21 protein-coding genes, 2 tRNA genes and 1 pseudogene are annotated in these 22166 nt (G+C 63.4%); 14 read left to right on the forward strand and 10 right to left on the reverse strand.

Annotation, left to right across the window (positions count from 1 at the left end):
- The first annotated feature begins 82 nt into the window (after positions 1-82).
- Positions 83-871, forward strand: coding sequence for a GGDEF domain-containing protein (locus NKJ17_RS18005; RefSeq protein WP_352689600.1), 789 nt, complete (start codon positions 83-85; stop codon positions 869-871).
- Between the two features lie 12 nt (positions 872-883).
- Here the strand turns inward: NKJ17_RS18005 and NKJ17_RS18010 are convergent, their stop codons facing one another.
- From NKJ17_RS18010 to NKJ17_RS18020, 3 genes are all read right to left on the reverse strand, one after another.
- Positions 884-1186 (reverse strand): DUF982 domain-containing protein, encoded by a 303-nt coding sequence (locus NKJ17_RS18010; protein WP_352452964.1) that lies wholly within the window; start codon positions 1184-1186, stop codon positions 884-886.
- 164 nt (positions 1187-1350) lie between these two features.
- Positions 1351-3432, reverse strand: coding sequence for an ATP-dependent helicase (locus NKJ17_RS18015; protein ID WP_352689601.1), 2082 nt, complete (start codon positions 3430-3432; stop codon positions 1351-1353).
- A 94-nt stretch (positions 3433-3526) separates the two neighbouring features.
- Positions 3527-3700: a hypothetical protein gene (locus NKJ17_RS18020; protein WP_023677660.1), complete on the reverse strand. Its 174-nt coding sequence runs from the start codon at positions 3698-3700 to the stop codon at positions 3527-3529.
- Between the two features lie 132 nt (positions 3701-3832).
- Between NKJ17_RS18020 and NKJ17_RS18025 the strand changes: the two genes are divergently transcribed.
- From NKJ17_RS18025 to NKJ17_RS18055, 7 genes and pseudogenes are all read left to right on the forward strand, one after another.
- The gene (locus NKJ17_RS18025; protein ID WP_352689602.1) at positions 3833-4012 is read left to right on the forward strand and encodes a hypothetical protein; all 180 of its coding nucleotides are present in this window, start codon (positions 3833-3835) and stop codon (positions 4010-4012) included.
- A gap of 464 nt (positions 4013-4476) precedes the next feature.
- The gene (locus tag NKJ17_RS18030) at positions 4477-6354 is read left to right on the forward strand and encodes an ABC-F family ATP-binding cassette domain-containing protein (protein ID WP_352689603.1); all 1878 of its coding nucleotides are present in this window, start codon (positions 4477-4479) and stop codon (positions 6352-6354) included.
- 136 nt (positions 6355-6490) lie between these two features.
- Positions 6491-6898, forward strand: coding sequence for an SMI1/KNR4 family protein (locus NKJ17_RS18035; protein WP_352507897.1), 408 nt, complete (start codon positions 6491-6493; stop codon positions 6896-6898).
- Positions 6899-6967: 69 nt separating this feature from the next.
- Complete coding sequence (locus NKJ17_RS18040) at positions 6968-9076, forward strand: molybdopterin-containing oxidoreductase family protein (RefSeq protein ID WP_352507896.1); 2109 nt, start codon at positions 6968-6970, stop codon at positions 9074-9076.
- Positions 9077-9132: 56 nt separating this feature from the next.
- Positions 9133-9831: a DUF2270 domain-containing protein gene (locus tag NKJ17_RS18045; protein ID WP_352507895.1), complete on the forward strand. Its 699-nt coding sequence runs from the start codon at positions 9133-9135 to the stop codon at positions 9829-9831.
- Positions 9832-10002: 171 nt separating this feature from the next.
- Positions 10003-12193: pseudogene (locus NKJ17_RS18050) on the forward strand (cation:proton antiporter domain-containing protein).
- 377 nt (positions 12194-12570) lie between these two features.
- Positions 12571-12804, forward strand: a complete 234-nt coding sequence (locus NKJ17_RS18055) for a DUF680 domain-containing protein (RefSeq protein WP_352507893.1) — start codon at positions 12571-12573, stop codon at positions 12802-12804.
- Positions 12805-12912: 108 nt separating this feature from the next.
- On the opposite strand, the gene NKJ17_RS18060 is transcribed toward NKJ17_RS18055, so the two are convergent.
- From NKJ17_RS18060 to NKJ17_RS18080, 5 genes are all read right to left on the reverse strand, one after another.
- A complete protein-coding gene (locus NKJ17_RS18060; protein ID WP_352507892.1) occupies positions 12913-13428 on the reverse strand; it encodes a SixA phosphatase family protein in 516 nt (171 codons plus the stop codon).
- A 9-nt stretch (positions 13429-13437) separates the two neighbouring features.
- Positions 13438-13770 (reverse strand): hypothetical protein, encoded by a 333-nt coding sequence (locus tag NKJ17_RS18065; protein ID WP_352507891.1) that lies wholly within the window; start codon positions 13768-13770, stop codon positions 13438-13440.
- A gap of 49 nt (positions 13771-13819) precedes the next feature.
- Positions 13820-14527, reverse strand: a complete 708-nt coding sequence (gene purN, locus NKJ17_RS18070; protein WP_254820266.1) for a phosphoribosylglycinamide formyltransferase — start codon at positions 14525-14527, stop codon at positions 13820-13822.
- Positions 14524-15588, reverse strand: coding sequence for a phosphoribosylformylglycinamidine cyclo-ligase (gene purM, locus NKJ17_RS18075; RefSeq protein ID WP_352472623.1), 1065 nt, complete (start codon positions 15586-15588; stop codon positions 14524-14526). Before purM ends, purN begins: the two co-directional genes overlap by 4 nt.
- 214 nt (positions 15589-15802) lie before the next feature.
- A complete protein-coding gene (locus NKJ17_RS18080) occupies positions 15803-16459 on the reverse strand; it encodes a glutathione S-transferase family protein (RefSeq protein WP_254820264.1) in 657 nt (218 codons plus the stop codon).
- A 237-nt stretch (positions 16460-16696) separates the two neighbouring features.
- Here NKJ17_RS18080 and NKJ17_RS18085 point away from each other — a divergent pair, with 237 nt between their 5' ends.
- Genes NKJ17_RS18085 through hdaA form a run of 3 tightly spaced genes read left to right on the forward strand, consistent with a single transcriptional unit; the run spans position 16697 to position 19144 of the window.
- Positions 16697-17254, forward strand: a complete 558-nt coding sequence (locus NKJ17_RS18085; RefSeq protein WP_023677645.1) for a CDP-alcohol phosphatidyltransferase family protein — start codon at positions 16697-16699, stop codon at positions 17252-17254.
- Positions 17226-18437 (forward strand): AI-2E family transporter, encoded by a 1212-nt coding sequence (locus tag NKJ17_RS18090; RefSeq protein WP_254820263.1) that lies wholly within the window; start codon positions 17226-17228, stop codon positions 18435-18437. The genes NKJ17_RS18085 and NKJ17_RS18090 overlap by 29 nt, the downstream gene beginning before the upstream one ends.
- A 5-nt stretch (positions 18438-18442) precedes the next feature.
- Complete coding sequence (gene hdaA, locus NKJ17_RS18095) at positions 18443-19144, forward strand: DnaA regulatory inactivator HdaA (RefSeq protein WP_352689605.1); 702 nt, start codon at positions 18443-18445, stop codon at positions 19142-19144.
- Positions 19145-19342: 198 nt separating this feature from the next.
- Here the strand turns inward: hdaA and NKJ17_RS18100 are convergent, their stop codons facing one another.
- Entirely contained in the window at positions 19343-20344 is a 1002-nt protein-coding gene (locus tag NKJ17_RS18100) for a GlxA family transcriptional regulator (protein ID WP_352689606.1), read from the reverse strand.
- 129 nt (positions 20345-20473) lie between these two features.
- Here NKJ17_RS18100 and NKJ17_RS18105 point away from each other — a divergent pair, with 129 nt between their 5' ends.
- On the forward strand, positions 20474-21301 hold the full coding sequence (locus NKJ17_RS18105; protein WP_352689607.1) for an alpha/beta fold hydrolase: 828 nt from the start codon (positions 20474-20476) through the stop codon (positions 21299-21301).
- 93 nt (positions 21302-21394) lie between these two features.
- On the opposite strand, the gene NKJ17_RS18110 is transcribed toward NKJ17_RS18105, so the two are convergent.
- Positions 21395-21471 (reverse strand) — tRNA-Pro (locus NKJ17_RS18110).
- 160 nt (positions 21472-21631) lie between these two features.
- Between NKJ17_RS18110 and NKJ17_RS18115 the strand changes: the two genes are divergently transcribed.
- Both NKJ17_RS18115 and NKJ17_RS18120 read left to right on the forward strand, forming a co-directional pair.
- Positions 21632-21937: an ETC complex I subunit gene (locus tag NKJ17_RS18115; protein WP_352479279.1), complete on the forward strand. Its 306-nt coding sequence runs from the start codon at positions 21632-21634 to the stop codon at positions 21935-21937.
- Between the two features lie 50 nt (positions 21938-21987).
- A tRNA-Arg gene (locus tag NKJ17_RS18120) sits at positions 21988-22064 on the forward strand.
- Positions 22065-22166 lie beyond the last annotated feature (102 nt).

Consider the following 22166-nt stretch of genomic DNA (forward strand, 5'->3'; position numbering starts at 1 on the left):
CTGCGATCGAATTGAAAGCAAAGTCTTAGGACTTCGTTTGTGCTGTTGCTTCAAGGTAGCCGGCTGAAGCAGGAGCAAAAGCATGCAGATCGATGTGTCCCCGACGAGCTGGGGCAGGGTCGTGGCGGTTACCGTTGCGGGCACGGCGGTCTGCATTGCAGCCGCATTCCTCGTCGATTCCTTCAATTTCCCATATTTGTCGCCGGAAGCGCTGTGGCGGGCGCAGCTGACCGACCTGCTGCTGCCGCTTATCCTGGCCAGCTCGTTCTTCTTTTTCCTGATGTGGAAAATGCGCCAGCTGGCGATCGCGCAAAAGGCACTGGCCGTCGTCGCGGCGACCGACAGCCTGACGGCGGTGTTCAACCGGGGTGCGTTTTCCATGCTCGTCGAGGCCTATCTCGAACAGGCCCGCAGCCATTCTGTCGTTAATGCCGGCGCCTTGCTTATCGTCGATGCCGACCATTTCAAATCCGTCAACGACCGCCTCGGCCACGACTGCGGAGACCAGGCGCTCAAGCTGATCGCCAAGACAATCCAGGGCCAGCTACGCCGCGCCGATATCGTCGGCCGGATCGGCGGCGAGGAATTTGCGGTTTTCCTTCCCGGCGCAGATCCTTCGCAGTCCTGGCTGGTGGCGGAGACAATTCGCCGACGCGTCCGTGAGGCGGAGTTCTCGCCTGGCGGCCGGCCCTGTCCTCTCTCGGTCAGCATCGGCGGCGTCGCCTTCAGCGGGCCGACCACCTATGCCGAGATGTTCGTGGTGGCGGACAAGCACCTTTACGAGGCCAAATCGAACGGCCGCGATCAGGTCAGTTTCGAACCCGCAGCAGCGGGCGACCCGCCGGGCGGCGGCCCGATGACGGTCCATTGATGGTCGTTTCGGTCAGGCGGCGTAGCCGCCGAGGCCCCGGGCGACCGGCTTGACCGAGACCGCCGGCTGGGCGGCCGGCCAGAGGATGCCTGCCGTTACGGCAAAGGTGATCAGGGCGTCGCGTGCCGCTTCGGCCGAGATCTCGCCGGCACGTGCCGCCTCGCAGGCCTTTACCGCGGCGCCATAGCTCAGCCGGCGGCGCGAAGGCGGGAACTCGGTCAGGAATTCGTGCATCTCGGAGAACGAAGCGATCGTACGCTTGTAGCCGGCGCCAACAGTTAGGGCGACCGGGGTCGAAAACGTCCTGTCGTGCATTCTGGCCTCTCGAATGGGCGGAGGTCACGGCGGACGCCGTTCTCCGGTCTGGGGGTCGGGCAGAAACGCGGATCACGGCGCGAGGTTCCATGTTGCCGGGATTGTTTTTTCGCCGGCTCTGGGAGCGGTCGCCGGGCGAGCAGCGCCGGCGTCGAGGCGGGTGCCTATTTCCACATGCCGCGCATGCGGGCGCCGAGGTCGACACGCACCTGCGGCTGGCGGCGCGGATCGTCTCTGGCCTGGACGCTGGCCCATGCCACCTGCTCGAAGGCGCCGAGGATCGAGCGCGGGATGAAGCGCGTGCGCGAGGCATAGACGTGGCGGTCGCCGCGCGCCGCCTGGCCGTGGACGAAAAAGCGATGCGGCATGACCAGGTGCAGGCTGTCCTTGGCCCGCGTCATCGCCACGTAGAGCAGCCGCCGCTCCTCGTCGACGTCCTCCTTGCTGCCGACGCCGAGATCGATCGGGATGCAGCCGTCGACGGTGTTGAGCACGAAGACGTTCTTCCACTCCTGGCCCTTGGCCGAATGGATCGTCGACAGGATCAGATAATCCTCGTCGCGGTGCGGCGGGCCGGCCTCGTCGCTGGTCGCGTCCGGCGGATCGAGTGTCAGCTCCGTGAGGAAGCGCTCGCGCGACGCATAGCCGGAAGCGATCTGCTCGAGCTGCAGGAGATCGGCCCGGCGCGTCGTTGCATCCTCGTGGATACGTTCCAGATGCGGCTCGTACCAGAGCCTGACCTGTTCGATGTCGGCCGGCCATTTTTGCGCGTCGGCACGCAGGCCGCTATAGAGCGCGACAAAGCCCGGCCAGTCGTCGGCGGCACGCTGCGGCGGCCGATAGCGGGCAAGCCCCATCGTCTCGTCAAGCGAATTTGCCATGGTCTCGACGATCGCATTGGCGGCCGAAGGGCCGATGCCCGGCAGAAGTTGCAGCACGCGAAAGCCGGCGACGCGGTCGCGCGGGTTTTCGGCAAAGCGCAGTACAGCCAGCAAGTCCTTGACGTGAGCTGCATCGAGGAATTTCAGCCCGCCGAACTTGACGAAGGGGATGTTGCGGCGCGTCAGCTCGATCTCCAACGGGCCGCTATGGTGGGAGGCGCGAAACAGCACCGCCTGTGCTTTGAGAACGGTGCCGGCCTCGCGTTCGGTGAGTATGGCCTGGCAGACATAGCTCGCCTGCTCGGTCTCGTCGCGCACGCTCACCAGCTTCGGCTTTTCCGCCGATTTGCGCTCGGTCCAGAGATTTTTGGTGAAACGTTCCGAAGCTTCGCCGATCACCGCATTGGCGGCAGCCAGGATGGTCTCGGTCGAGCGGTAGTTGCGCTCCAGCATGACGACCTCGGCCGGCTGCGCGAACTGCTTGGGAAAATCCAGGATATTGCGCACTTCCGCGGCGCGGAACGAATAGATCGACTGCGCGTCGTCGCCGACCACCGTCAGCCCCGATCCGTCGGGCTTGAGCGCCGTCAGGATCGAGGCCTGCAGCCGGTTGGTGTCCTGGTACTCGTCGACCAGCACATGGTCGAAACGTGCACCCAGATGCGCGGCGATTTCCGGCTCGCCGGCCATCTGCGCCCAGTAGAGCAGCAGGTCGTCGTAATCGAGCACGTTCTGCCCCTGCTTGGCCTCGACATATCGGGCGAACAATTGCTTCAGCTGTTCGGCCCAGCCGGCGCACCACGGGAACACCGAACCCAGCACCTCGCCGAGCGGCGCCTGTGCGTTGACGGCGCGCGAATAGATCGCCAGGCAGGTGCCCTTGGTCGGGAAGCGGGCTTCGGTCTTCGAAAACCCAAGCTCGTGGCGGGCGAGGTTCATCAGGTCGGCGGAATCCTCGCGATCGTGGATGGTGAAGGCCGGATCGAGACCGATCTCCAGCGCATAATCGCGCAGCAGCCTGGCGCCGATGCCGTGGAACGTGCCGGCCCAGCTCAGCGCATCGGTGATCACCGAGACATCGCGCCCCAGCACCTCGCCGGCGATGCGCTCGACCCGCTTGGCCATTTCCGCCGCGGCACGGCGCGAAAATGTCATCAAAAGGATGCGGCGCGGGTCGGCACCCCTGACGATCAGATGCGCGACCCGGTGCGCCAGCGTGTTGGTCTTGCCGGAGCCGGCGCCGGCAATCACCAGCAACGGTCCGGCGATCTTGCCGTCGCCATGTTCGACGGCAAGCCGCTGCTCGGCGTTGAGCTTCGCCAGATAGGCCGGCTGGAAGGACGAATCACGGGCGGCGAGGTTCATCGCCCATCAAGCATCGTTTCTGCTTTGTTCGCAACGGTTTGCGGAGCCGGAATAGGGCCCGTGAGCGAAGAAGCCTTGCGGGCAGGCCTGTCGACTAACGCTCGGGCTCGACGCCCATCCTTGCCGATTGCCGCCGTAGCGCCTCGCGATCGTCCTGTGGCGGTGGCAACAGCAGCGGATCGAAATCGTCGGGCACCTCATCGATCACTTTCTTGGCGACGCGATAGGCAACATAGACGATTGCCCCGGCGATGAGTAGACGGATCATGCCATCCTCCATTGATTGTGGAGCAACCGGAGACGCGGCATTTTGTTCCCAGGCCCCTTGGCGAATGCGGGAACGACACCGGCCGCGCAACCAAATCGCCGACGCCTCGTTGTCGGGCGAGAGGAGACTGCGATGAAAAGGCGCTCAATCCTGCTGCTTATGGCAGCTCTGACGGTTGCGGGTTGCGACAACAATATCCAGCCGACCAAGGCCCCTGGCGACACGGTCGATCAGAACCCGCAGGTCGACAAGAATCCGGTGCCGAAATCGACGACCGGCGGCGATCAGCCCGGCACGCCGCCGAAACAATGACCGCCTCAGATGGCGTCGATCGGGCAAGCGGCGCCGGTCAAGGAAGGTGGCCGGCGCCGCTTGGGAGGAAGCTGATGGCGCCGGCCAGGCGGAGATCAGGCCCGCCGCACATCCAAGGATAGCCGAGTCTTTCCGCAGCGTCATGGTCGATAGCGTACAGACGGCACGCCCCTGTGGACAAACCTGCGGGCCACAGCAGCGTTTGTTCATCACATAGTTCGTTCTTCCCATGGAACAAACCAAGCTGCTGCGTGTTTGGATGTCGATCGGACGCTCCCAAGGCCGCCGTTCACGAAAGAGCCCGCTCTCCTTGTCCCCCCTCAGGATAGCGGGTTCTTTTTGCGTTTTGCGGGACGTTGTGGTGCGCGGGGTCGACGTCACCTGCTTGCCGGTTTTCGCACCTTTGCGGGGAACCGGGGCTCAAGGCCTTGCGAAGCATGGTTGTCCCGTGCAAAAGCCCGGCCATGCTGATCATCAACGACCTTTCGCTCCGCATGGCCGGACGCCTGCTTCTCGACCATGCCTCACTGACCTTGCCGGCCGGCAGCAAGGCTGGCCTTGTCGGCCGCAACGGCACCGGCAAGACGACCCTGTTCAAGGCGATCACCGGCGACCTCGCCTCCGAGACCGGCTCGGTCAGCCTGCCCAAGAACACGCGCATCGGCCAGGTCGCGCAGGAAGCGCCGGGCACCGAGGAGCCGCTGATCGAGATCGTGCTCAAGGCCGACCTCGAACGGAGTGCCCTGCTCGAAGAGGAAAAGACGGCGACCGACCCGCACCGCATCGCCGACATCCACATGCGGCTGGCCGATATCGATGCGCACTCGGCCGAGTCACGCGCGGCCACCATTCTCGCCGGCCTCGGCTTCGACGACGCCGCACAACGGCGCCCGGCCTCGTCCTTCTCCGGCGGCTGGCGCATGCGCGTCGCGCTGGCCGCCGTGTTGTTTGCCGAGCCCGATCTGCTGCTGCTCGACGAGCCGACCAATTATCTCGATCTCGAAGGCACGCTATGGCTGGAAAACTACGTGTCGAAATACCCGCACACCGTGCTGCTGATTTCGCACGATCGCGACCTGCTCAACCGCGCCGTCAACTCGATCGTCCATCTCGACCAGAAGAAGCTGACCTTCTGGCGCGGCGGCTACGACCAGTTCGAGCGCCAATACACCGAGCAGCGCGAATTGCAGGAGAAGGGCCGCGTCAAGCAGGAAGCCGCGCGCAAGCACATGGAATCCTTCGTCGAGCGCTTCCGCGCCAAGGCATCGAAGGCGAGGCAGGCGCAGTCGCGCATCAAGGCGCTGGAGAAGATGAAGCCAATCGCCGCGATCGTGAACGACACGGTGCGGCCATTCTCCTTTCCGGAGCCGGTGAAGACGGTGGCCTCGCCGATCATTGCGCTCAACAACGTCAACGTCGGCTACACCGAGGGCGAGCCGATCCTGAAGAAGATGACGCTGCGCATCGATGCCGACGATCGCATCGCGCTGCTCGGCGCCAACGGCAACGGCAAGTCGACCTTCGCCAAGCTTTTGGCCGGCCGGCTGAAGCCGGAGACCGGCAGCATGACGGTGGCGCCCGGGCTTAAGGTGGCAATCTTCGCCCAGCACCAGCTCGACGATCTCAGGCCCGACGAAAACGCCTATGAGCATGTCCGCCGGCTGATGCCGGATGCGCCGGAATCCAAGGTGCGCGGCCGCGTCGCCCAGTTCGGCCTGACCACCGAAAAGATGAACACCGCCGCCAAGGATCTGTCCGGCGGCGAAAAGGCGCGGCTCCTGATGGGCCTGTCGGCCTTCGAGGGGCCGAACCTTTTCATCCTCGACGAGCCCACCAACCATCTCGACATCGACAGCCGTGAATCACTGATCCATGCGCTGAACGATTTTCCCGGCGCCGTCATACTGATCTCGCATGACCGCCATCTGCTCGAAGCGACCGCCGACCGGCTGTGGCTGGTCAAGGACGGCGCGGTCAATCCATATGACGGCGATCTCGAGGATTACAAGACGCTGGTCACCGGCGTCTCCGGGGACCGCCGCGGCAAGCGCGAGGCGGACAAAGCGTCGAAGGCCGACCGCCGCCGCGATGCAGCCGCGCGCCGCGCCGCCTTCGAGCCGCTGGCCAAGGAAATCCGCGCCACCGAAGCGCTGATCGACCGCATCCGCAAGCGCATCGACCTGATCGAGGACGAACTCGCCAACCCGGCCGTCTACGAAAAGGACCCCTCGAGCGCGACAAGGCTGGCCAAGGAGCGCTCCCAGCTCGCGCAACAGCTGGCCGGCCATGAGGAAAAATGGCTGTCGATGTCGGCGGAGTACGAGGAAGGCACGGCGGAGTAGGAAGAGCGCAATCTCCCCCCTCGCGGGGGAGATGCCCGAAATGCCGCGCCTACGACGCGTTGCTCAAGCGTGTCGCGGTCATGTGGCCGGGTACGTTCCCGGATACCCAAATGGTTCGCGGTAGGAGGTGAATGAGATGCTTGAAGGTCGGGAGTGGCGCAAAAAAGATGGAGCGTCAGACGAAGCGATCGAGAAACTCAGGGGAGTGGGCCCTTTGGTCCTGCCTGAAAGCTATGCTGCCCTTCTCTCTTTCAGCAACGGTGGTGAGGGCCCCCTGCCAGTCCAGCCGCTATGGCTTGCCTTGCACGCTGCGGAAGAGGTGATCGAAATAGAGCAACAGGGGACATTCAAGGAGTTCTTTCCGGGTTTTTTCGTTATCGGCAGCAACGGGGGCGGCGAGGCGATTGCGTTCGATCTACGCACAGTGGGGCTTTATCCGCTCGTTGCGTTTGACATGACAAATATTGATCTTGTCGAAAGCGTTTGGCCCATTGCGCCGGACTTTGATGCATTCTTGGACTTGATCGGCCTTTCCGACGAATAGCCCAGAGGGGGATGTAGGCCCGCCCATCTGGCCCTACACGTCGCCATAACAACCGGCTAGTTTGCTCCCATGAATCAGCACGCCAAGCTCAAAATCGGCCATTCGGCCTGTCCGCATGATTGCCCTTCGACCTGCGCGCTCGAGGTCGAACTGCTCGACGCCAGGCGCATCGGCCGCGTCCATGGCGCCAAGGCCAACAGCTATACGGCCGGCGTCATCTGCGCCAAGGTCGCCCGTTACGCCGATCGCGTCCATCATCCCGACCGCCTGCTGAAGCCGCTGGTGCGGGCCGGCGCCAAGGGCGACGGCGCCTGGAAGGAAGCGAGCTGGGAGGCGGCGCTCGATCTGGTCGCTGAAAAATTCATCGCGGCGGAGGCAAAATACGGCTCGGAGACGGTCTGGCCCTATTACTATGCCGGCACGATGGGGCTGGTGCAGCGCGACGGCATAGAGCGGCTCAGGCACGCCAAAAAATACTCCGGCTTCTTCGGTTCGATCTGCACCAATCTGGCCTGGACCGGCTGGATGATGGGCGCCGGCGCGCTGCGCGGCTCCGACCCGCGCGAAATGGCAAAGTCCGACTGCGTGGTGATCTGGGGCACCAACGCCGTGGTCACGCAGGTCAACGTCATGACCCACGCCATCAAGGCGCGCAAGGAACGCGGCGCCAAGATCGTCGTCATCGACGTCTACGAAAATGCAACGATGAAGCAGGCCGATCTCGGCCTGGTGCTGAAGCCCGGCACCGACGGCGCGCTGGCCTGCGCGGTGATGCACGTGCTGTTCCGTGACGGCATGGCCGACCGCGCCTATCTGGAAAAATACACCGACGATCCGCACGGTCTGGAAGCGCATCTCAAGACGCGGACGCCGCAATGGGCCGCTGACATCACCGGGCTTTCCGTCGACGAAATCGAGGCCTTCGCCCGTCTCGTCGGCACGACGAAGAAGACCTATTTCCGCCTCGGCTACGGTTTTTCGCGGCAGCGCAACGGTTCGGTCAACATGCATGCCGCAGCCTCGATCGCCGCGGTTACCGGCTGCTGGCAATATGAGGGCGGCGGCGCCTTCCATTCCAATTCGGGCATCTTCAAGCTCAACCAGGAACTGCTCGAAGGCACACGGATGCGCGACCCCGCGATCCGTCATCTCGATCATTCGCGGATCGGCCCGGTGCTGACCGGGGCTGAGGATGCGCTCTATGGCGGTCCGCCGGTGACGGCGCTGCTGATCCAGAACACCAATCCGGTGAATGTCGCGCCCGAGCAGCGGCTGGTGAAGCAGGGTTTTCTGCGCGACGATCTGTTTTCCTGCGTGCACGAGCAGTTCATGACCGACACGGCAAAGCTCGCCGATGTCGTGCTGCCGGCGACGATGTTTCTCGAGCATGACGACGTCTACAAGGGTGGCGGCAACCAGCACATCACGCTCGGGCCGAAGCTGATCGACCCGCCGGAAGGCCCGCGCACCAACCATTTCGTCATCGAGGAGCTTGGCAAAAGGCTCGGTGTCGCCGATCGCCCAGGCTTCGGCATGACCGAGCAGCAGCATATCGATATCATCCTGGGCAAGCGCGGGCTGGGCAGCTTTTCGAGCCTCAAGGACGAAAAATGGCTCGACCTGCAGCCGGATTTCGCGGCCGCGCATTTCCTGGACGGCTTCGGCCATGCCGACAAGAAATTCCATTTTCGCGCCGACTGGACGGGGCAGGCGGCGCCCAACCGGCCGCCGAAAAGCATGGGCCTGTTCGGGCCTGTGGAGCAGTTGCCGGAATTTCCCGATCATGTCGACCTGATCGAGGTCGCCGACGAGGCGCATCCGTTCCGGCTGACGACCTCGCCGGCGCGCAATTTCCTCAATTCGACCTTTGCCGAAACGCCGGTGTCGCAGGCGAAAGAGCGCCGGCCGGAGTTGCTCCTGCATCCCGATGATGCGGCGGCACTCGGCGTCGCCGACGGCGGCCGTGTCGAAGTCGGCAACCAGCGTGGCGAAGTGGTGCTGCACGCAAAACTGTTCGACGGCATCAAGCGTGGCGTGGTCGTCGCCGAAGGCATCTGGCCGAACAGCGCCCATGAGCGCGGCGAGGGCATCAACGTGCTCACCGGCGCCGATGCGCCGGCGCCCTATGGCGGCGCCGCCTTCCACGACAACAAGGTCTGGCTGCGCCCGGCGGGTTGAGCGTCGGAACGATATCTCCATCCGGCCGTTTTCGCGTGGCGGGTGGAGGCATTGTCATGGCGGAAGTGTTGCCGGCGCCGGATCCCATCGGAAGGACACTGTCGTCCGGCGAACTCGTAACCACGATGTCCCACTTTCATCGCGCCGAGATTGCGCGCATGGCTGGGTGGCGCGACCGCCTGGACCGGACGAGCAACTGGGCGATAACCGTTGTCGCGGCGATGCTCTCCGTTTCGCTTTCGACAGCCAGCGCTCACCATGGCGTGCTGCTGTTTGCCATGCTGCTTGTCCTGCTGCTGCTGTGGATAGAGGCCCGCCGATATCGCTTCTTCGACTTCTATCGGGCTCGCGTGCGCCAGTTCGAACGGCACTATTTCGCGCAGATATTCTCGCCGCAGCCGGACTTCGCGTCCGATTGGCTGTTGATCGTCGGCGAGAGCCTGCGCGCCCCGAAATTCTTGATTTCGCAACGCGTGGCTTTGGCGCGCCGCCTGCGTCGCAATTACATCTACATGCTGCTGATTCTGCTGCTGGCCTGGATCCTCAAACTGTCGACCCCCAGTCTTCTGACCGAAGGCGTCCGCATCGGCTTCGTCGGGTCGATGCGTGAGGCCGTCGCCAGTGCTGCGCTGGGTCCAGTTCCTGGTGGCGCCATCGTCGTGCTGGTCGCCCTCCTCTATGCGGGCCTGCTGGTGACAGCCTTTCTGACGGAGAGCGACGACGGCGAACTCTCGTTCGGTGACGTTCACGTCTAGCAACGCAACGCCCTGTCGCGCGTTGTTGGACACGTGCATTTGGGCGATGGGGGTTTCATGGGTTGGCAGGCTCCGACACGTTCCAGCCTGGCGCTGCTGGTTTGCGCTTTCGTCCCCGCAGGCGCGGCCGGGGCAGCGGAGACGGTTGTTGCCGGGACCAAGGCCTCCGGCATGGGTGGTTCGGGCGAAGGCGCTTTCGTCGCCGAGATCGTGCTTCTGCTGCTTGTCGGGCGCGGCCTGGGCGAAGTGTTGCAGCGCTATGGCCAGCCGGCAATCATGGGCCAACTGATCGGCGGCATCCTGCTCGGTCGGCTGGCTATGGCCGTCGGCCCAGCACCTGATCTTTCCCACCGATCCCGCGCAAAAGGGCATGATCGACGCCGTCTCGCAGCTCGGCATCCTGATGCTGCTTTTGCTGACCGGCATGGAGACGGACCTGCGGCTGGTACGCCGGGTTGGCGCGGCCTGTTTTTCCATTTCGGCTACCGGCGTCGTGGTGCCCTTCATCTGCGGTTTCGCGCTGGCGCAGTTCCTGCCGGACGCATTGCTGCCCAACCCGACGCAACGCACCGTTGCCGGGCTGTTCCTGGGCACCGCGCTGTCGATCTCGTCAGTCAAGATCGTCGCCATGGTGGTGCGCGAGATGAACTTCATGCGTCGCAACCTCGGACAGGTGATTATTTCCTCGGCGATCATCGAGGACACGATCGGCTGGCTGGTCATCGCCGTAACCTTCGGCATCGCCACCAATGGCAGGCTGCAGCTCGTACCGCTGGTGACCACCATCGCCGCCGTGGCACTGTTCATGGTGTTCTCCTTCACCATTGGCCGCCGTCTTGTCTTCACCTTGATCCGCTGGACCAACGATCAATTCCGCAGCGAGTTTGCGGTGATCACCATGATCCTTATCATCATGGGCGTCATGGCGCTGATCACCAACATGATAGGCGTCCATACGGTGCTGGGGGCGTTCGTCGCCGGCATCCTTGTCGGGGAATCGCCTATCCTCTCCAGCCATATCGAAGGCCAGCTGCGCGGCGTCATCACCGCGCTGTTCATGCCAATCTTCTTCGGCATGGCGGGGCTTTCCGCCGATCTCACAGTGCTCGCCGACCCGACGCTTGCCATGCTGACGGGCGCACTTGTGGTCATCGCCAGCATCGGCAAGTTTGGCGGCGCATTCATCGGCGCCAAGCTCGCCGCCATGTCGTTCAAGGAAGCACTCGCCGTCGGCAGTGCAATGAACGCGCGCGGCTCGACCGAGGTGATCGTCGCCAGCATCGGCTTGTCGATGAACATCCTGTCGCACAACCTCTTCACCATGATCGTCACCATGGCCGTGATCACCACCTTGGCCATGCCGCCGATGCTGCGCTGGGCGCTCGGCCGGCTGCCGGTTGGGCATGACGAGCAGCAGCGTGTCGAGCGCGAGGCGTTGGACGAATACGGCTTCATTTCCAGGCTGGAGCGGCTGCTGGTGTTGGTCGATGACAGCAGGATCGGCAAGTTCACTGCCTATCTCGCCGGGCTGGTCGGTGGAGGCAGCGGCATGCCCACCACCTTGCTTCAGCCGAAAGACGGCCGAGTTGACAGGCCGACCGACAGCAAGGGACAGGAGCGCGCCCTGCAGGAAATCAAGAAGGGTGCAAAAAAAAGCGCTCAGGCGGTGAAACGGATCGAAGATACGCTTGTCGACAAAGTCCATCTGACGGCCCGCACCGAATTGGAGGCCACGGGTGAGACGATCGCCGAAGAGGCCCGCAAGGGATACGGCCTGTTGCTGGTCGGCCTTGACAATGTGCTGACCGCCGATGGCGCCTTCGCGCCGGCCCTCAACGACATTGCCGCAGGATTTGACGGCCCGCTTTGCCTGGTCCTGAACGGCGGCAATGCTGGCGAAAAGATGCCGACGCTGAAGGCCGGAACCAGCATTCTCGTCCCCGTCAACGGTACCCAGGTGGCGCGTCGCGCCGCCGACTTGGCGCTGGCGCTGGCCCGTCCAAACCGGGCACGGATCAAAGTTCTCTACGTTTCGCAAAAGGCAGCCAAGGGCCGCAGGTCGACATCGGTGTCGCATAGCCGCGAAGAGGCCGTGCTGAAAGACATCGCCGATTTGGCGGGCCGCTACGGCCTGCATATCGACACAGCGTTCCATACCCGCGTCACACCCGACAAGGCCATCACCCGGGAGGCGGCCAACGGCGCGGCGATCGTCGTGATGGGCGTCACCCAACGTCCGGGTGGGGACCTGTTCTTCGGCGAAACCGCCGGCGCTGTTTTGGCCGCCTGCAATTGCCCCGTCGTGCTTCTGGCCAGCGCGCGGCCCAAGCATGACGCCGCTGGCGCTGAGCTGGCGGCGTGATTTTCATGGCGCGCACTGACCCGTCGGTAGACATGTCGATTGAGGCTCTGAAGCGCTGATCAGTCAAACGTAAAGAACTAGAACCGAACGGTTCGGTTCTGTTGACGGAGCGTACAGGAAAGGGTGAACGCCGGCTCCCAGAATGTTCGCCAAGAAAATCACCAATGACCGCGTAACCAATTGACAATAAAGAAGAACAGTGTGGCGGAAGGAGCCGCATGTCGAATTTCAAGCGGCCAATTTGGCGCACCCGAACAAAATTTTCGTGATTGGAAACGACAGGCTTGCCGACCCATCTCGGGGTGGTCCGAGCGACGCGAATTCCTCCCAAGGCACGCCACTTGACGGACAGAACAAAGACTACCGGAGTACCCGAAATGACCAAGATCGCTCTTACCGCCGCCGCCATCCTTGTTGCCACCGGCACTGCTTTTGCCGGCAGCGACCACTATGGCTCGGACAACGTCAACCAGCCGGCCGCTCCTGCTGCCAACGTCGACAACACGTTTACCGGCTCGATCCGCAAGCCGGTTACTTCCGAGCATGCTGGTGCCAAGACGACTTCCGAGTCGGTGGCGCCTGAATCCGGCCAAGGCATCTGGGGCCGCTGATTATCACGGCCCCGGAGCACAAAGAGCGGCGGGCTTGGCCCGCCGCTCTTGTTTGGTGCGAAGCGGGTTTGGCCGAAGGTCGGCGATCCCCGGCCTGCCAGGCAATCCCTAGCGAAGATCCTTCGGCCAGATGCAGTGCGTCAGCCGGGCGCCGCCGAAGGTGAGACCGTCCCAATCGCCATCGACGTCAAACCGAGCCAGGGCCGCGGTCGGGAATTTATCCGCCAGTTTTTTCAGCGCCGCTTCATCCGATCCAGCCCCGGCAAGACCGCGCGCGAACTCCTCCAACCCGGGATTGTGGCCGAGCAGCAGCAGCGTTCCGGTTCCCGCCTTTACTTGCCGCACCTTGGCGAGGATGTCCGCCGCCGCTGCCTCGTAGAGCGCCTGGGCAAATTTGACCTGCACCTTCGCCGGCAATTCCGCCGAGAGCAGCCGCCACGTGTCGCGGGTGCGCAGCGCCGGCGATACCAGCGCCAGTTCCGGCAGCCAGCCGCGCCGGGCCAGTTCGCGTCCGACCAGCGGCGCTGCCTTCAGCCCGCGCGCGGACAGCGGCCGGTCGAAGTCGATGAGGTCGGGATCGTCCCAACTCGACTTGGCGTGACGCAGCAGCAGCAGTTGCTTCATGGATTCAATTCAAATCCAAGGGATGTCCGGCTGAAAGTCTTTCCCATATCCGCCGCCATGTCTTGCACCCGTGACGGCATCAAAACTCGCCCAAAGCGCACCAAAGATAAACAGGCCTACGCACCGTTCATCTTTATCCCATCTGACCGAAATGTCTGCTTCAGTAATGGCCCAATCGCCCGATCGAACGTGAATTGCACCAACGACAGGACCTACTCGCCCGTCCTCGATCCGACAGAGATAAAAATATGCCGTGGCAGTTTTCGGATGGTCCGCCTCGTCGTACTCGAAGACGCCGGCCAGATCACGCTTTGTCCGGATCGCGCTGTCGAAAACGTCCATTGGTCTATTTCTGCCGACCCGACGATTTATTGGCTTTTTCGACGGACCCTTACGGGGTGATCCGCGCCAGGTGCTCGAGATCGGTCTCTTCGCGCAGCGGGTCGGGCGCGATCACCACCGACGTGGCGTTGTCGGCATCGTCGGCGAAGCGCGAAAACACCGTGCGGCCGCCTTCCATCCGCGCCTTGCCTTCGGCGACCAGCCCCAGCGCCAGTGGATAGAGTTGGTGCTCAGCCTTGAGCACGCGCGCGGCCAGCGTATCCTCATTGTCGCCGACCATCACCGGCACCGCGGCCTGGGCGATGATCGGCCCATCATCCATGTCGAGCGTGACGAAATGCACTGTGCAGCCATGGATGCGCATGCCTGCGCGGAGCGCCCGCGCATGTGTATCCAGCCCCTTGAAGGCAGGCAGCAGGGCAGGGTGGATGTTGACCATGCGGCCCTGCCACTTCTCGACGAAACGCGCGCCGAGAATGCGCATATAGCCGGCCAGCGCGACGATCTCGGCGCCAAAAGAGACAAGGGCCGCGTCGATCGCCCCGTCATGCGCTTCCTTGCTGGCATGGTCCGAGCGCGAAATCACCCTGGTGGCGATGCCGCGCGCCGCGGCGATGCCGAGGCCGGCGGCATTGGCGCGATCGGAGATGACGCCGACGATTTCGGCCGGATAGGCCGGGTTGCTCGCCGCCGCGATCAGCGCCGTCATGTTGGAGCCGCGCCCCGAAATGAGCACTACGGTGCGTTTTCTGGTCATAGGCCGATCGAGCCCCGATAGATGACGCCGGCATCGCGGCGCGGCACGATCTGGCCGATCGGCGTCACCGTCTCGCCGGCCTCCTGCAGAACGGCGGCGACCTGCGCCGCCTGGCCCGAGGCGACGACCAGGATCATGCCGATGCCGCAATTGAAGGTGCGCATCATCTCTTCCGGCGCGACGCCACCGGTCTTGGCCAGCCACGAAAACACCGGCGGCACCTCGATGGCGCCGAGATCGAGCTCGGCCGAAAAATCCTTGGGCAGAACGCGCGGGATGTTTTCGGGAAAGCCGCCACCGGTGATATGGGCCAGCGCCTTGATGCCATGCGTGTTGCGGATCGCCTTGAGGATCGACTTGACGTAGATGCGCGTCGGCTCGAGCAGCGCCTCGGCCAGCGTCGCCTCGTCATTGAACGGCGCCGGATCGCCCCAGCCAAGGCCGCTTACGGCGACGATGCGGCGGACCAGCGAGAAGCCGTTCGAATGCAGGCCCGACGAGGCAAGGCCGAGCAGCACGTCGCCCTCGACGATGTCGTCGGTCGGCAGCAACTGGCCGCGTTCGGCGGCACCGACTGCAAAGCCGGCAAGGTCGTAGTCCTTGTCGTGATACATGCCGGGCATTTCCGCCGTCTCGCCACCGATCAGCGCGCAACCGGCCTGCCGGCAGCCGGCGGCAATGCCGCCGACGATCGAAGCGCCCTGGTCGGGATCGAGCTTGCCGGTGGCAAAATAGTCGAGGAAGAACAGCGGTTCGGCGCCCTGCACGACGATGTCGTTGACGCACATGGCGACGAGGTCGATACCGATCGTGTCATGCTTGCCGGCATCGATGGCAATCTTCAGCTTGGTGCCGACGCCGTCATTGGCGGCGACCAGCACCGGATCGGTAAAGCCGGCTGCCTTGAGATCGAACAGGCCGCCGAAACCGCCGATCTCGCCATCGGCGCCCGGCCGGCGGGTGGCGCGCACCAGCGGCTTGATCTTCTCGACCATGAGATTGCCGGCGTCGATGTCGACGCCCGCTTCGGCATAGGTGAGCCCGTTCTTGCGCTTGCTCATACTCTTTCCCTGCTTTCTCGGGCTCTTCGCATGAACGGTTTCGGTCCGCAAGGATAACGGCGCTGAAACTGCCAATCTCCCCACTTGAGGGGGAGATGGCCGGCAGGCCAGAGGGGCGCTGTCCCGCCGACCTGCCGATCGGCACCATTGCGCATCCAGGTCAAACCCCAACCTGGTTCCAGATCAATGAGAAAGCCCTGCTGTCGGCTCAGCTTTATGAGGTAATGCTGGTTGATGGGGCGTTGATCGCAAATTGCGCGGTGAAAGCCCGGATATAGGCCGGCCGTGCTTCCCCGCGCGCTACATAGGCAGCCAAGTTTTGATATTCGTCCAAAATGCCGGACATTCTTAGTCGCAGCAGCACTGACACCATCAATAAATCGCCCGCGCTGAACGTATCATCGAGCCAGTCGGCGACGCCTAAGTGGGCCGAGAGTTTGTCCAGCCGAGCCCGAACACGGTCCTTTACCAACGGCAAGCGCTCCTCGCTCCAAGGCTTGTCACGTTCGAATATTCTTGCCGTCGTTAATTCGAGGATCGGCGGCTCGACGGTATTAAGTGCGGCAAACATCCACGTGATCGCACGCGCGCGGGCATTGCGATCCTTCGGCAGCAATCCCGTATGCTGCTCAGCAAGGTGAAAGACGATCGAGCCGGTTTCGAACAGCGAGAGAGAACCTTCCTCATAGGTGGGGATCTGGCCGAAGGGATGGATGGCCAGATGGCCAGGCGCCTTCATTTCTGCAAAGGAAACAAGACGAACCTCATACGGCTGCCCCACTTCTTCGAGCGCCCAGCGAACGCGCGTATCGCGCGCCAGTCCCTTGCCGCCATCGGGCGATCGTTCAAAAGCTGTGATAGTGATTGTCATCGCGTCCGTTTTCCTTGCTCGCGGTCCAGGAAGGTCTGGGCGAATTCTTCGGCTTCCCATCGTGAGACGAATGAGCCTCCCCGAAATCGACATCTGTCTTGACCTATTTCATTTGTCTTGACCTATTTCATTGCTGGCGCCCTCGAGGGGTGATTGGCAGCTTCTGTGTCGCTTCTCACTTGCCGTAACCCTCCTTCTCCATCATGTATCGACAAACAAGAGCGACGGGATATGCGTTTGACCATCCCTAACATGATCACGATCATGCGCTTCGTGCTGGTGCCGGCAGTGGTGCTGGCCATGCTGCAGGAACGCTGGGACTGGGCGTTTGCCGGCTTCCTCATTGCCGGCATTTCCGACGGCGTCGACGGCTTCATCGCCCGCCATTTCAATCAGTTTTCCAGGCTCGGCGCCTATCTCGATCCGATGGCGGACAAGCTGCTGCTGGTCTCGGTTTTCGTGGTCCTGGGCTTCAGCGGCGAACTGCCGCTGTGGCTGGTCGTTACCATGGTATCGCGCGACGCACTGATCGTCTGCGCCGTGCTTTTATCCACCGTCATGGCGCATCCGGTTGAGATGAAGCCGCTCCTGGTGTCGAAGGCCAACACCGCGATTCAGATCGTACTGGCGGCAGTGGTGCTGGGCGAACTGGCCTTCGACATCCGTCTCGATCCGCTGAGGCCGGCCCTCATATTGCTGTCCGGGGTCTTGACCGTGGCTTCGGCCGCGGCCTATCTCGTGGCTTGGCTGAGGCATATGAGCGGCTATGGCGAAGGCTCCACACCCGGCACCTGAACATCGGGCACCTGACGAACGGTCCATCGACGCCGAGGCCGAAGCCGCGGCAGCGGAGGCTGCGGCATCGGCGTCGTTTCGCCGGCAGATCCGCTTCTGGCTGGTCAGCGCCATCATCCTCGCCGTCTTCCTTTACGTCTTCAGCGGCATCCTTCTGCCCTTCGTTGCCGGCATGGTGCTCGCCTATTTCCTCGACCCTGTCGCCGACCGGCTGGAGCGTCTCGGCCTGTCCAGGCTGATGGCGACGGTGGTCATCCTCGTCGCCTTTATCGTCGTCCTGGTGCTGGCCGTCGTCATCCTGGTTCCGGTGCTCGCCTCGCAGATGGCTGATTTCGCTAGCAAGCTGCCGGACTATCTGACCCGGCTGCAGAGCCTGATCACCAGCTTCGACCCGAAATGGCTGGAAGAGAAATTCGGCGTCGACGCCAATGGCCTGCGTGAAGGCTTGAACTCGCTGCTGACCTCCGGCTTCGGCCTCCTGACCACCGTCTTCACCTCGATCTGGAGCTCCGGCGTGGCGCTGGTCTCGGTCGTCAGCCTGTTCGTGGTGACGCCGGTCGTCGCCTTCTACATGCTGCTCGACTGGGACCGCATGGTGGCAATCGTCGACAGCTGGGTGCCACGCGACTATGTCAAGACCGTCAGGGCGATCGCCAGGGATATCAACACGGCAACCGCCGGCTTCGTGCGCGGACAGGGCACGCTGTGCCTGGTGCTGGGCGCCATGTATGCCACCGGCCTGACGTTGACGGGCCTGAATTTCGGCATCCTCATCGGCCTGTTTGCCGGGCTGATCTCGTTCATCCCCTATGTCGGCTCGCTGACCGGCCTGGTGCTGGCCGTCGGCGTCGCCTTCGTCCAGTTCTGGCCGGACTGGACCATGATCGCGGCGGTGGCCGGCGTGTTCTTCGTCGGCCAGTTCATCGAGGGCAATATCCTGCAGCCGCGGCTGGTCGGCAAAAGCGTCGGCCTGCATCCGGTGTGGCTGATGTTCGCGCTGTTTGCCTTCGGCGCGCTGTTCGGCTTCGTCGGCCTGCTGATCGCCGTTCCGGCTTCCGCCGCCGTTGCCGTTCTGGTGCGCTTCGCCATCGCGCGCTATCTCGAATCGCCGCTCTACAAGGGCCACGCCGACGAGCCGGTGCCGCCGCTGCAGGTGCGCCGCCGCGGGGGCGCGCGCGGTTGAGCCAGATGCCGGACAAGATCGATCCGCCGCGCCAATTGCCGCTCGATCTAGGCCACGGCACCGGCTATTCGCGCGACGAGCTCGTCGTTTCCAGCACCAACAGCCAGGCGGCGGCGCTTGTCGACCGCTGGCCGGACTGGCCGTCGCCGGTTGTCGTGCTGGCCGGGCCGGCCGGCTCCGGAAAAACCCATCTGGCCTCGATCTGGCAGACCCGCGCCAACGCGGTCAAAGTGGAGGCCGGCCGCATCGGCGACTGCATCGAAAATCTCGGCGCGCATCCGGCCATGATCGACGATGTCGATGCCGGCCCGGTCGACGAGCACGGTCTGTTCCACCTGATCAATGCGGTGCGCGGCGCCGGCTCGACCTTACTGTTGACGGCGCGCCGCTTTCCCTCCGCCTGGGGCGTCCGGCTGCCCGACCTGGCATCGCGGCTGAAGGCGGCGGCTACCCTCGAGATCCACGAGCCCGACGACCTCTTGCTGGCCGGCGTCATCACAAAGCTGTTCGCCGATCGCCAGGTCGAGGTCGAGCCGCATGTCGTGCAATATCTGGTGCGCCGCATCGAACGCTCGCTGGCCACCGCAATGCGGGTGGTCGAACGGCTCGACCGCACCGCGCTCGAGCGCAAGACGCCGATCACGCGAGCGCTCGCCGCCGAGACAGTCAGCGCCATGGACGAAGGGCAGGGCGAGTTCGAGATTTAGAGGATTCCAGTTCAGCCGCCGTCCCATTTTGGGAAAAAAGGCTGGCATCTGTCTTGCAAGAAAGAGCTTGCCGGCTAATCCCGGTCCTGATTGCGTATCAAATCAGGTAGTAGGCTCGCCGGGATGGAGTGGTTGGGGTTCTCGCCCGGCGAGCTTGCCGTCAGATGCATCTGGTAGCGCCATTGCGGCGGCCAGGTCTCAACTTTCGACTCCTGCAATCGCGGCTCGTTCCACGCCAAAGCGCCGGCGATAATCGCCGGGCACCAGGCCGGTTATCCTGGCGAATACCTTGCGGAAGGAGCCGGGATCGTCATAGCCGACCTCCCGGGCGATCTGGTCGATCGATCGCATCGTGGTTTCCAGCATCTCGCGCGCCTTGCCGACCCGCAGGTGCTGACAATATTCGGTCGGCCTCAGGCCAGTGGCGTTGCGGAAGCGTCGCAGAAAGGTCCGCTCCTCCAGCCCCGCATGCTCGGCCATGGCGCCAAGCGTCACGTCGCGCGCGCCGTTCGCCTGCAGCCAGTGCTGCACCTTGAGGATCGCTTCGTCGTCATGGGTCAATCGCGGCGCAAACGGGCTGTAAAAACGTTGCTGGCGGCCCGGTGGATCGACCAGCATGAAACGCGCCGTGTCCATCATGACGGCTGACCCGAGCACCCTGTCCACCAGCTTCAGGCCGAGATCGGTCCAGGCCATATAGCCGCCGGCGGTAATGATATCGCCATCGTCGATGACCAGTCTGTCGGCGTCGAGCAGGATGTCTGGGAAGCGTAGCGCCAGCGCGTCGCGATAAGCCCAGTGCGTCGTCGCGGCGCGACCGGACAACAGGCCGGTCTCGGCAAGCACGAAGGCGCCGGCGCAGACCGAACCGAGCGTCGCGCCTGCCGTGTGGCGATCCCTGAGCCAGCCGGCATAGAGCGCGGCTGCTTCCCGAGCGATCGGATCTCCCAAGGTCGGCGGGAGGATAACCATGGCTGGTTCATTGTCGGCGCCGGGGTCGCTGTCGAAGCTGCGGACCACGGTGTGGCCCGCGTCCTCCAATTGCCAATGACTGACGCGAAGCCTCAACGCGTCCGGCAACCGCTCGACAGCCAGCCGGTTTGCCAGCATGAAAAGATCGGTCAGGCCGAGCACGGCTGCTTCCTGCACGCCGGGATACAAGACGAGGCCGATTTCGATCAGATCACGCGCAGCCGTCATTTGTCAGTTTTGCCATGTTGAATGTCCGTTTTGCCAATGCTCACCCTGACCGCACTGTTATAATTTTTCCAGCTGAGGGGGCTAAAAGCTTCCCTGTTACCCCCAACTTTTCCATCAAGGAGTAGGACTATGAGCACATTCACCACCCATGACGGCACCGAGATTTTCTACAAGGATTGGGGCAAGGGCCAGCCGATCGTGTTCCATCACGGCTGGCCGCTAAGCTCAGACGACTGGGACAACCAGATGCTGTTCTTCCTCGAAAAGGGCTACCGCGTCATCGCACATGACCGCCGCGGCCACGGCCGCTCGTCGCAGACCGCGACCGGCAATGAGATGGACACCTACGCCGCCGATGTTGCGGCGCTGGCGGCGCATCTCGATCTCAGGGATGCGATCCACATCGGCCACTCGACCGGTGGCGGCGAGGTGGCGCGTTACGTCGCGCTTTATGGCGGCGGCGGCCGTGTTGCCAAGGCGGTGCTGATCGGCGCCGTGCCGCCGATTATGCTCAAGACCGACAGCAACCCCGGCGGCTTGCCGATCGAAGTCTTCGACGGCTTTCGCGCCGCCCTGGCCGCTAACCGCGCCCAGTTCTACAGGGATGTGCCGGCCGGCCCGTTTTATGGCTTCAACCGCGAGGGCGCCAAGGTCTCGCAAGGCGCCGTCGACAATTGGTGGCGCCAGGGCATGATGGGTGGGGCCAAGGCCCATTACGACTGCATCAAGGCCTTTTCCGAGACCGACTTCACCGACGATCTAAGGAAGCTCGACGTGCCCGTGCTGATTATGCACGGCGACGACGACCAGATCGTGCCGATCGCCGATTCCGCGCTGCTTGCGATCAAGCTGGTGAAGCATGGCACGCTCAAGGTCTACAAGGGCCTGCCGCACGGCATGTGCACCACCCATCCGGAGATCATCAATCCGGATCTGCTGGCCTTCATCCAGGGCTGATGGCTTGGGTATCGGACGGGCAGCGCAGGCTCGTGCTGTCCGTCCGCTCGAGCGTGATCCGCTTGCGCTGCCGATGAGATTCGCTGTGAGGAATGGTCGGAGTGGAGAGATTCGAACTCCCGACCCTCTGGTCCCAAACCAGATGCGCTACCAGGCTGCGCTACACTCCGAACGGTCTGTTGCCTAGTGATTTCAGCCCACCAAAGCAAGCGTAAAAAGCCATCGGCCTTGCTGCCGGCGGCATTGCGCAGTAATGACGGGCTAGTGCATGGCCAGAGAACAGTAATCTGGTGTCGCGGTCGTGCGCTTGCAACCAGCAATGAGGTGGTCATGTCAGCCCGCATTTTCAGCCCAGCCAAAACCGCGATGCAGTCCGGCAAGGCCAAGACCGGCCATTGGGTGCTGGAATTCGATCCGGAGCAGCGCAAGAAGATCGATCCGCTGATGGGCTACACCACGTCCGGCGACATGCGAAGCCAGATCAGGCTGACCTTCGACACAAGAGAAGAGGCGGTCGCCTATGCCGAGAAGGAAGGCCTGGCTTTCCGCGTCGAGGAGCCGAAGGAAATCAAGCGCCGCCAGATTTCCTATGCGGAGAATTTCCGCTATGACCGCAGGACGCCCTGGACGCATTGATCCCATACCGGCCCTGCCAGCACAATCCGCCGGTCATGCGGCCGGCCAGTGGTCCCGTAGCTCAGCTGGATAGAGCACCGGCCTTCTAAGCCGATGGTCACAGGTTCGAATCCTGTCGGGATCGCCAATATCTTCACGGTACGACCCGGAGACATGGGTAACAGAATGTACCTAAGACATGGGTGACAACCTCGTGCCGAACGGGTTGTCGATGGTCTGCAAGGTTCTC

It is taken from the genome of Mesorhizobium sp. M0208, assembly GCF_040322015.1.
Lineage (GTDB): Bacteria > Pseudomonadota > Alphaproteobacteria > Rhizobiales > Rhizobiaceae > Mesorhizobium.

What these genes read in the sequence shown, in the direction of transcription:
- NKJ17_RS18115 (WP_352479279.1), top strand. Translation starts at nt 21,632, where the DNA reads ATGTCAGCCCGCATTTTCAGCCCAGCCAAAACCGCGATGCAGTCCGGC.
- NKJ17_RS18025 (WP_352689602.1), top strand. Translation starts at nt 3,833, where the DNA reads ATGAAAAGGCGCTCAATCCTGCTGCTTATGGCAGCTCTGACGGTTGCG.
- NKJ17_RS18035 (WP_352507897.1), top strand. Translation starts at nt 6,491, where the DNA reads ATGCTTGAAGGTCGGGAGTGGCGCAAAAAAGATGGAGCGTCAGACGAA.
- NKJ17_RS18065 (WP_352507891.1), bottom strand. Translation starts at nt 13,770, where the DNA reads ATGGACGTTTTCGACAGCGCGATCCGGACAAAGCGTGATCTGGCCGGC.
- NKJ17_RS18030 (WP_352689603.1), top strand. Translation starts at nt 4,477, where the DNA reads ATGCTGATCATCAACGACCTTTCGCTCCGCATGGCCGGACGCCTGCTT.
- NKJ17_RS18040 (WP_352507896.1), top strand. Translation starts at nt 6,968, where the DNA reads ATGAATCAGCACGCCAAGCTCAAAATCGGCCATTCGGCCTGTCCGCAT.
- hdaA (WP_352689605.1), top strand. Translation starts at nt 18,443, where the DNA reads ATGCCGGACAAGATCGATCCGCCGCGCCAATTGCCGCTCGATCTAGGC.
- NKJ17_RS18105 (WP_352689607.1), top strand. Translation starts at nt 20,474, where the DNA reads ATGAGCACATTCACCACCCATGACGGCACCGAGATTTTCTACAAGGAT.
- NKJ17_RS18060 (WP_352507892.1), bottom strand. Translation starts at nt 13,428, where the DNA reads ATGAAGCAACTGCTGCTGCTGCGTCACGCCAAGTCGAGTTGGGACGAT.
- purM (WP_352472623.1), bottom strand. Translation starts at nt 15,588, where the DNA reads ATGAGCAAGCGCAAGAACGGGCTCACCTATGCCGAAGCGGGCGTCGAC.
- purN (WP_254820266.1), bottom strand. Translation starts at nt 14,527, where the DNA reads ATGACCAGAAAACGCACCGTAGTGCTCATTTCGGGGCGCGGCTCCAAC.
- NKJ17_RS18010 (WP_352452964.1), bottom strand. Translation starts at nt 1,186, where the DNA reads ATGCACGACAGGACGTTTTCGACCCCGGTCGCCCTAACTGTTGGCGCC.
- NKJ17_RS18055 (WP_352507893.1), top strand. Translation starts at nt 12,571, where the DNA reads ATGACCAAGATCGCTCTTACCGCCGCCGCCATCCTTGTTGCCACCGGC.
- NKJ17_RS18080 (WP_254820264.1), bottom strand. Translation starts at nt 16,459, where the DNA reads ATGACAATCACTATCACAGCTTTTGAACGATCGCCCGATGGCGGCAAG.
- NKJ17_RS18005 (WP_352689600.1), top strand. Translation starts at nt 83, where the DNA reads ATGCAGATCGATGTGTCCCCGACGAGCTGGGGCAGGGTCGTGGCGGTT.
- NKJ17_RS18090 (WP_254820263.1), top strand. Translation starts at nt 17,226, where the DNA reads ATGGCGAAGGCTCCACACCCGGCACCTGAACATCGGGCACCTGACGAA.
- NKJ17_RS18020 (WP_023677660.1), bottom strand. Translation starts at nt 3,700, where the DNA reads ATGATCCGTCTACTCATCGCCGGGGCAATCGTCTATGTTGCCTATCGC.
- NKJ17_RS18100 (WP_352689606.1), bottom strand. Translation starts at nt 20,344, where the DNA reads ATGACGGCTGCGCGTGATCTGATCGAAATCGGCCTCGTCTTGTATCCC.
- NKJ17_RS18045 (WP_352507895.1), top strand. Translation starts at nt 9,133, where the DNA reads ATGGCGGAAGTGTTGCCGGCGCCGGATCCCATCGGAAGGACACTGTCG.
- NKJ17_RS18015 (WP_352689601.1), bottom strand. Translation starts at nt 3,432, where the DNA reads ATGAACCTCGCCGCCCGTGATTCGTCCTTCCAGCCGGCCTATCTGGCG.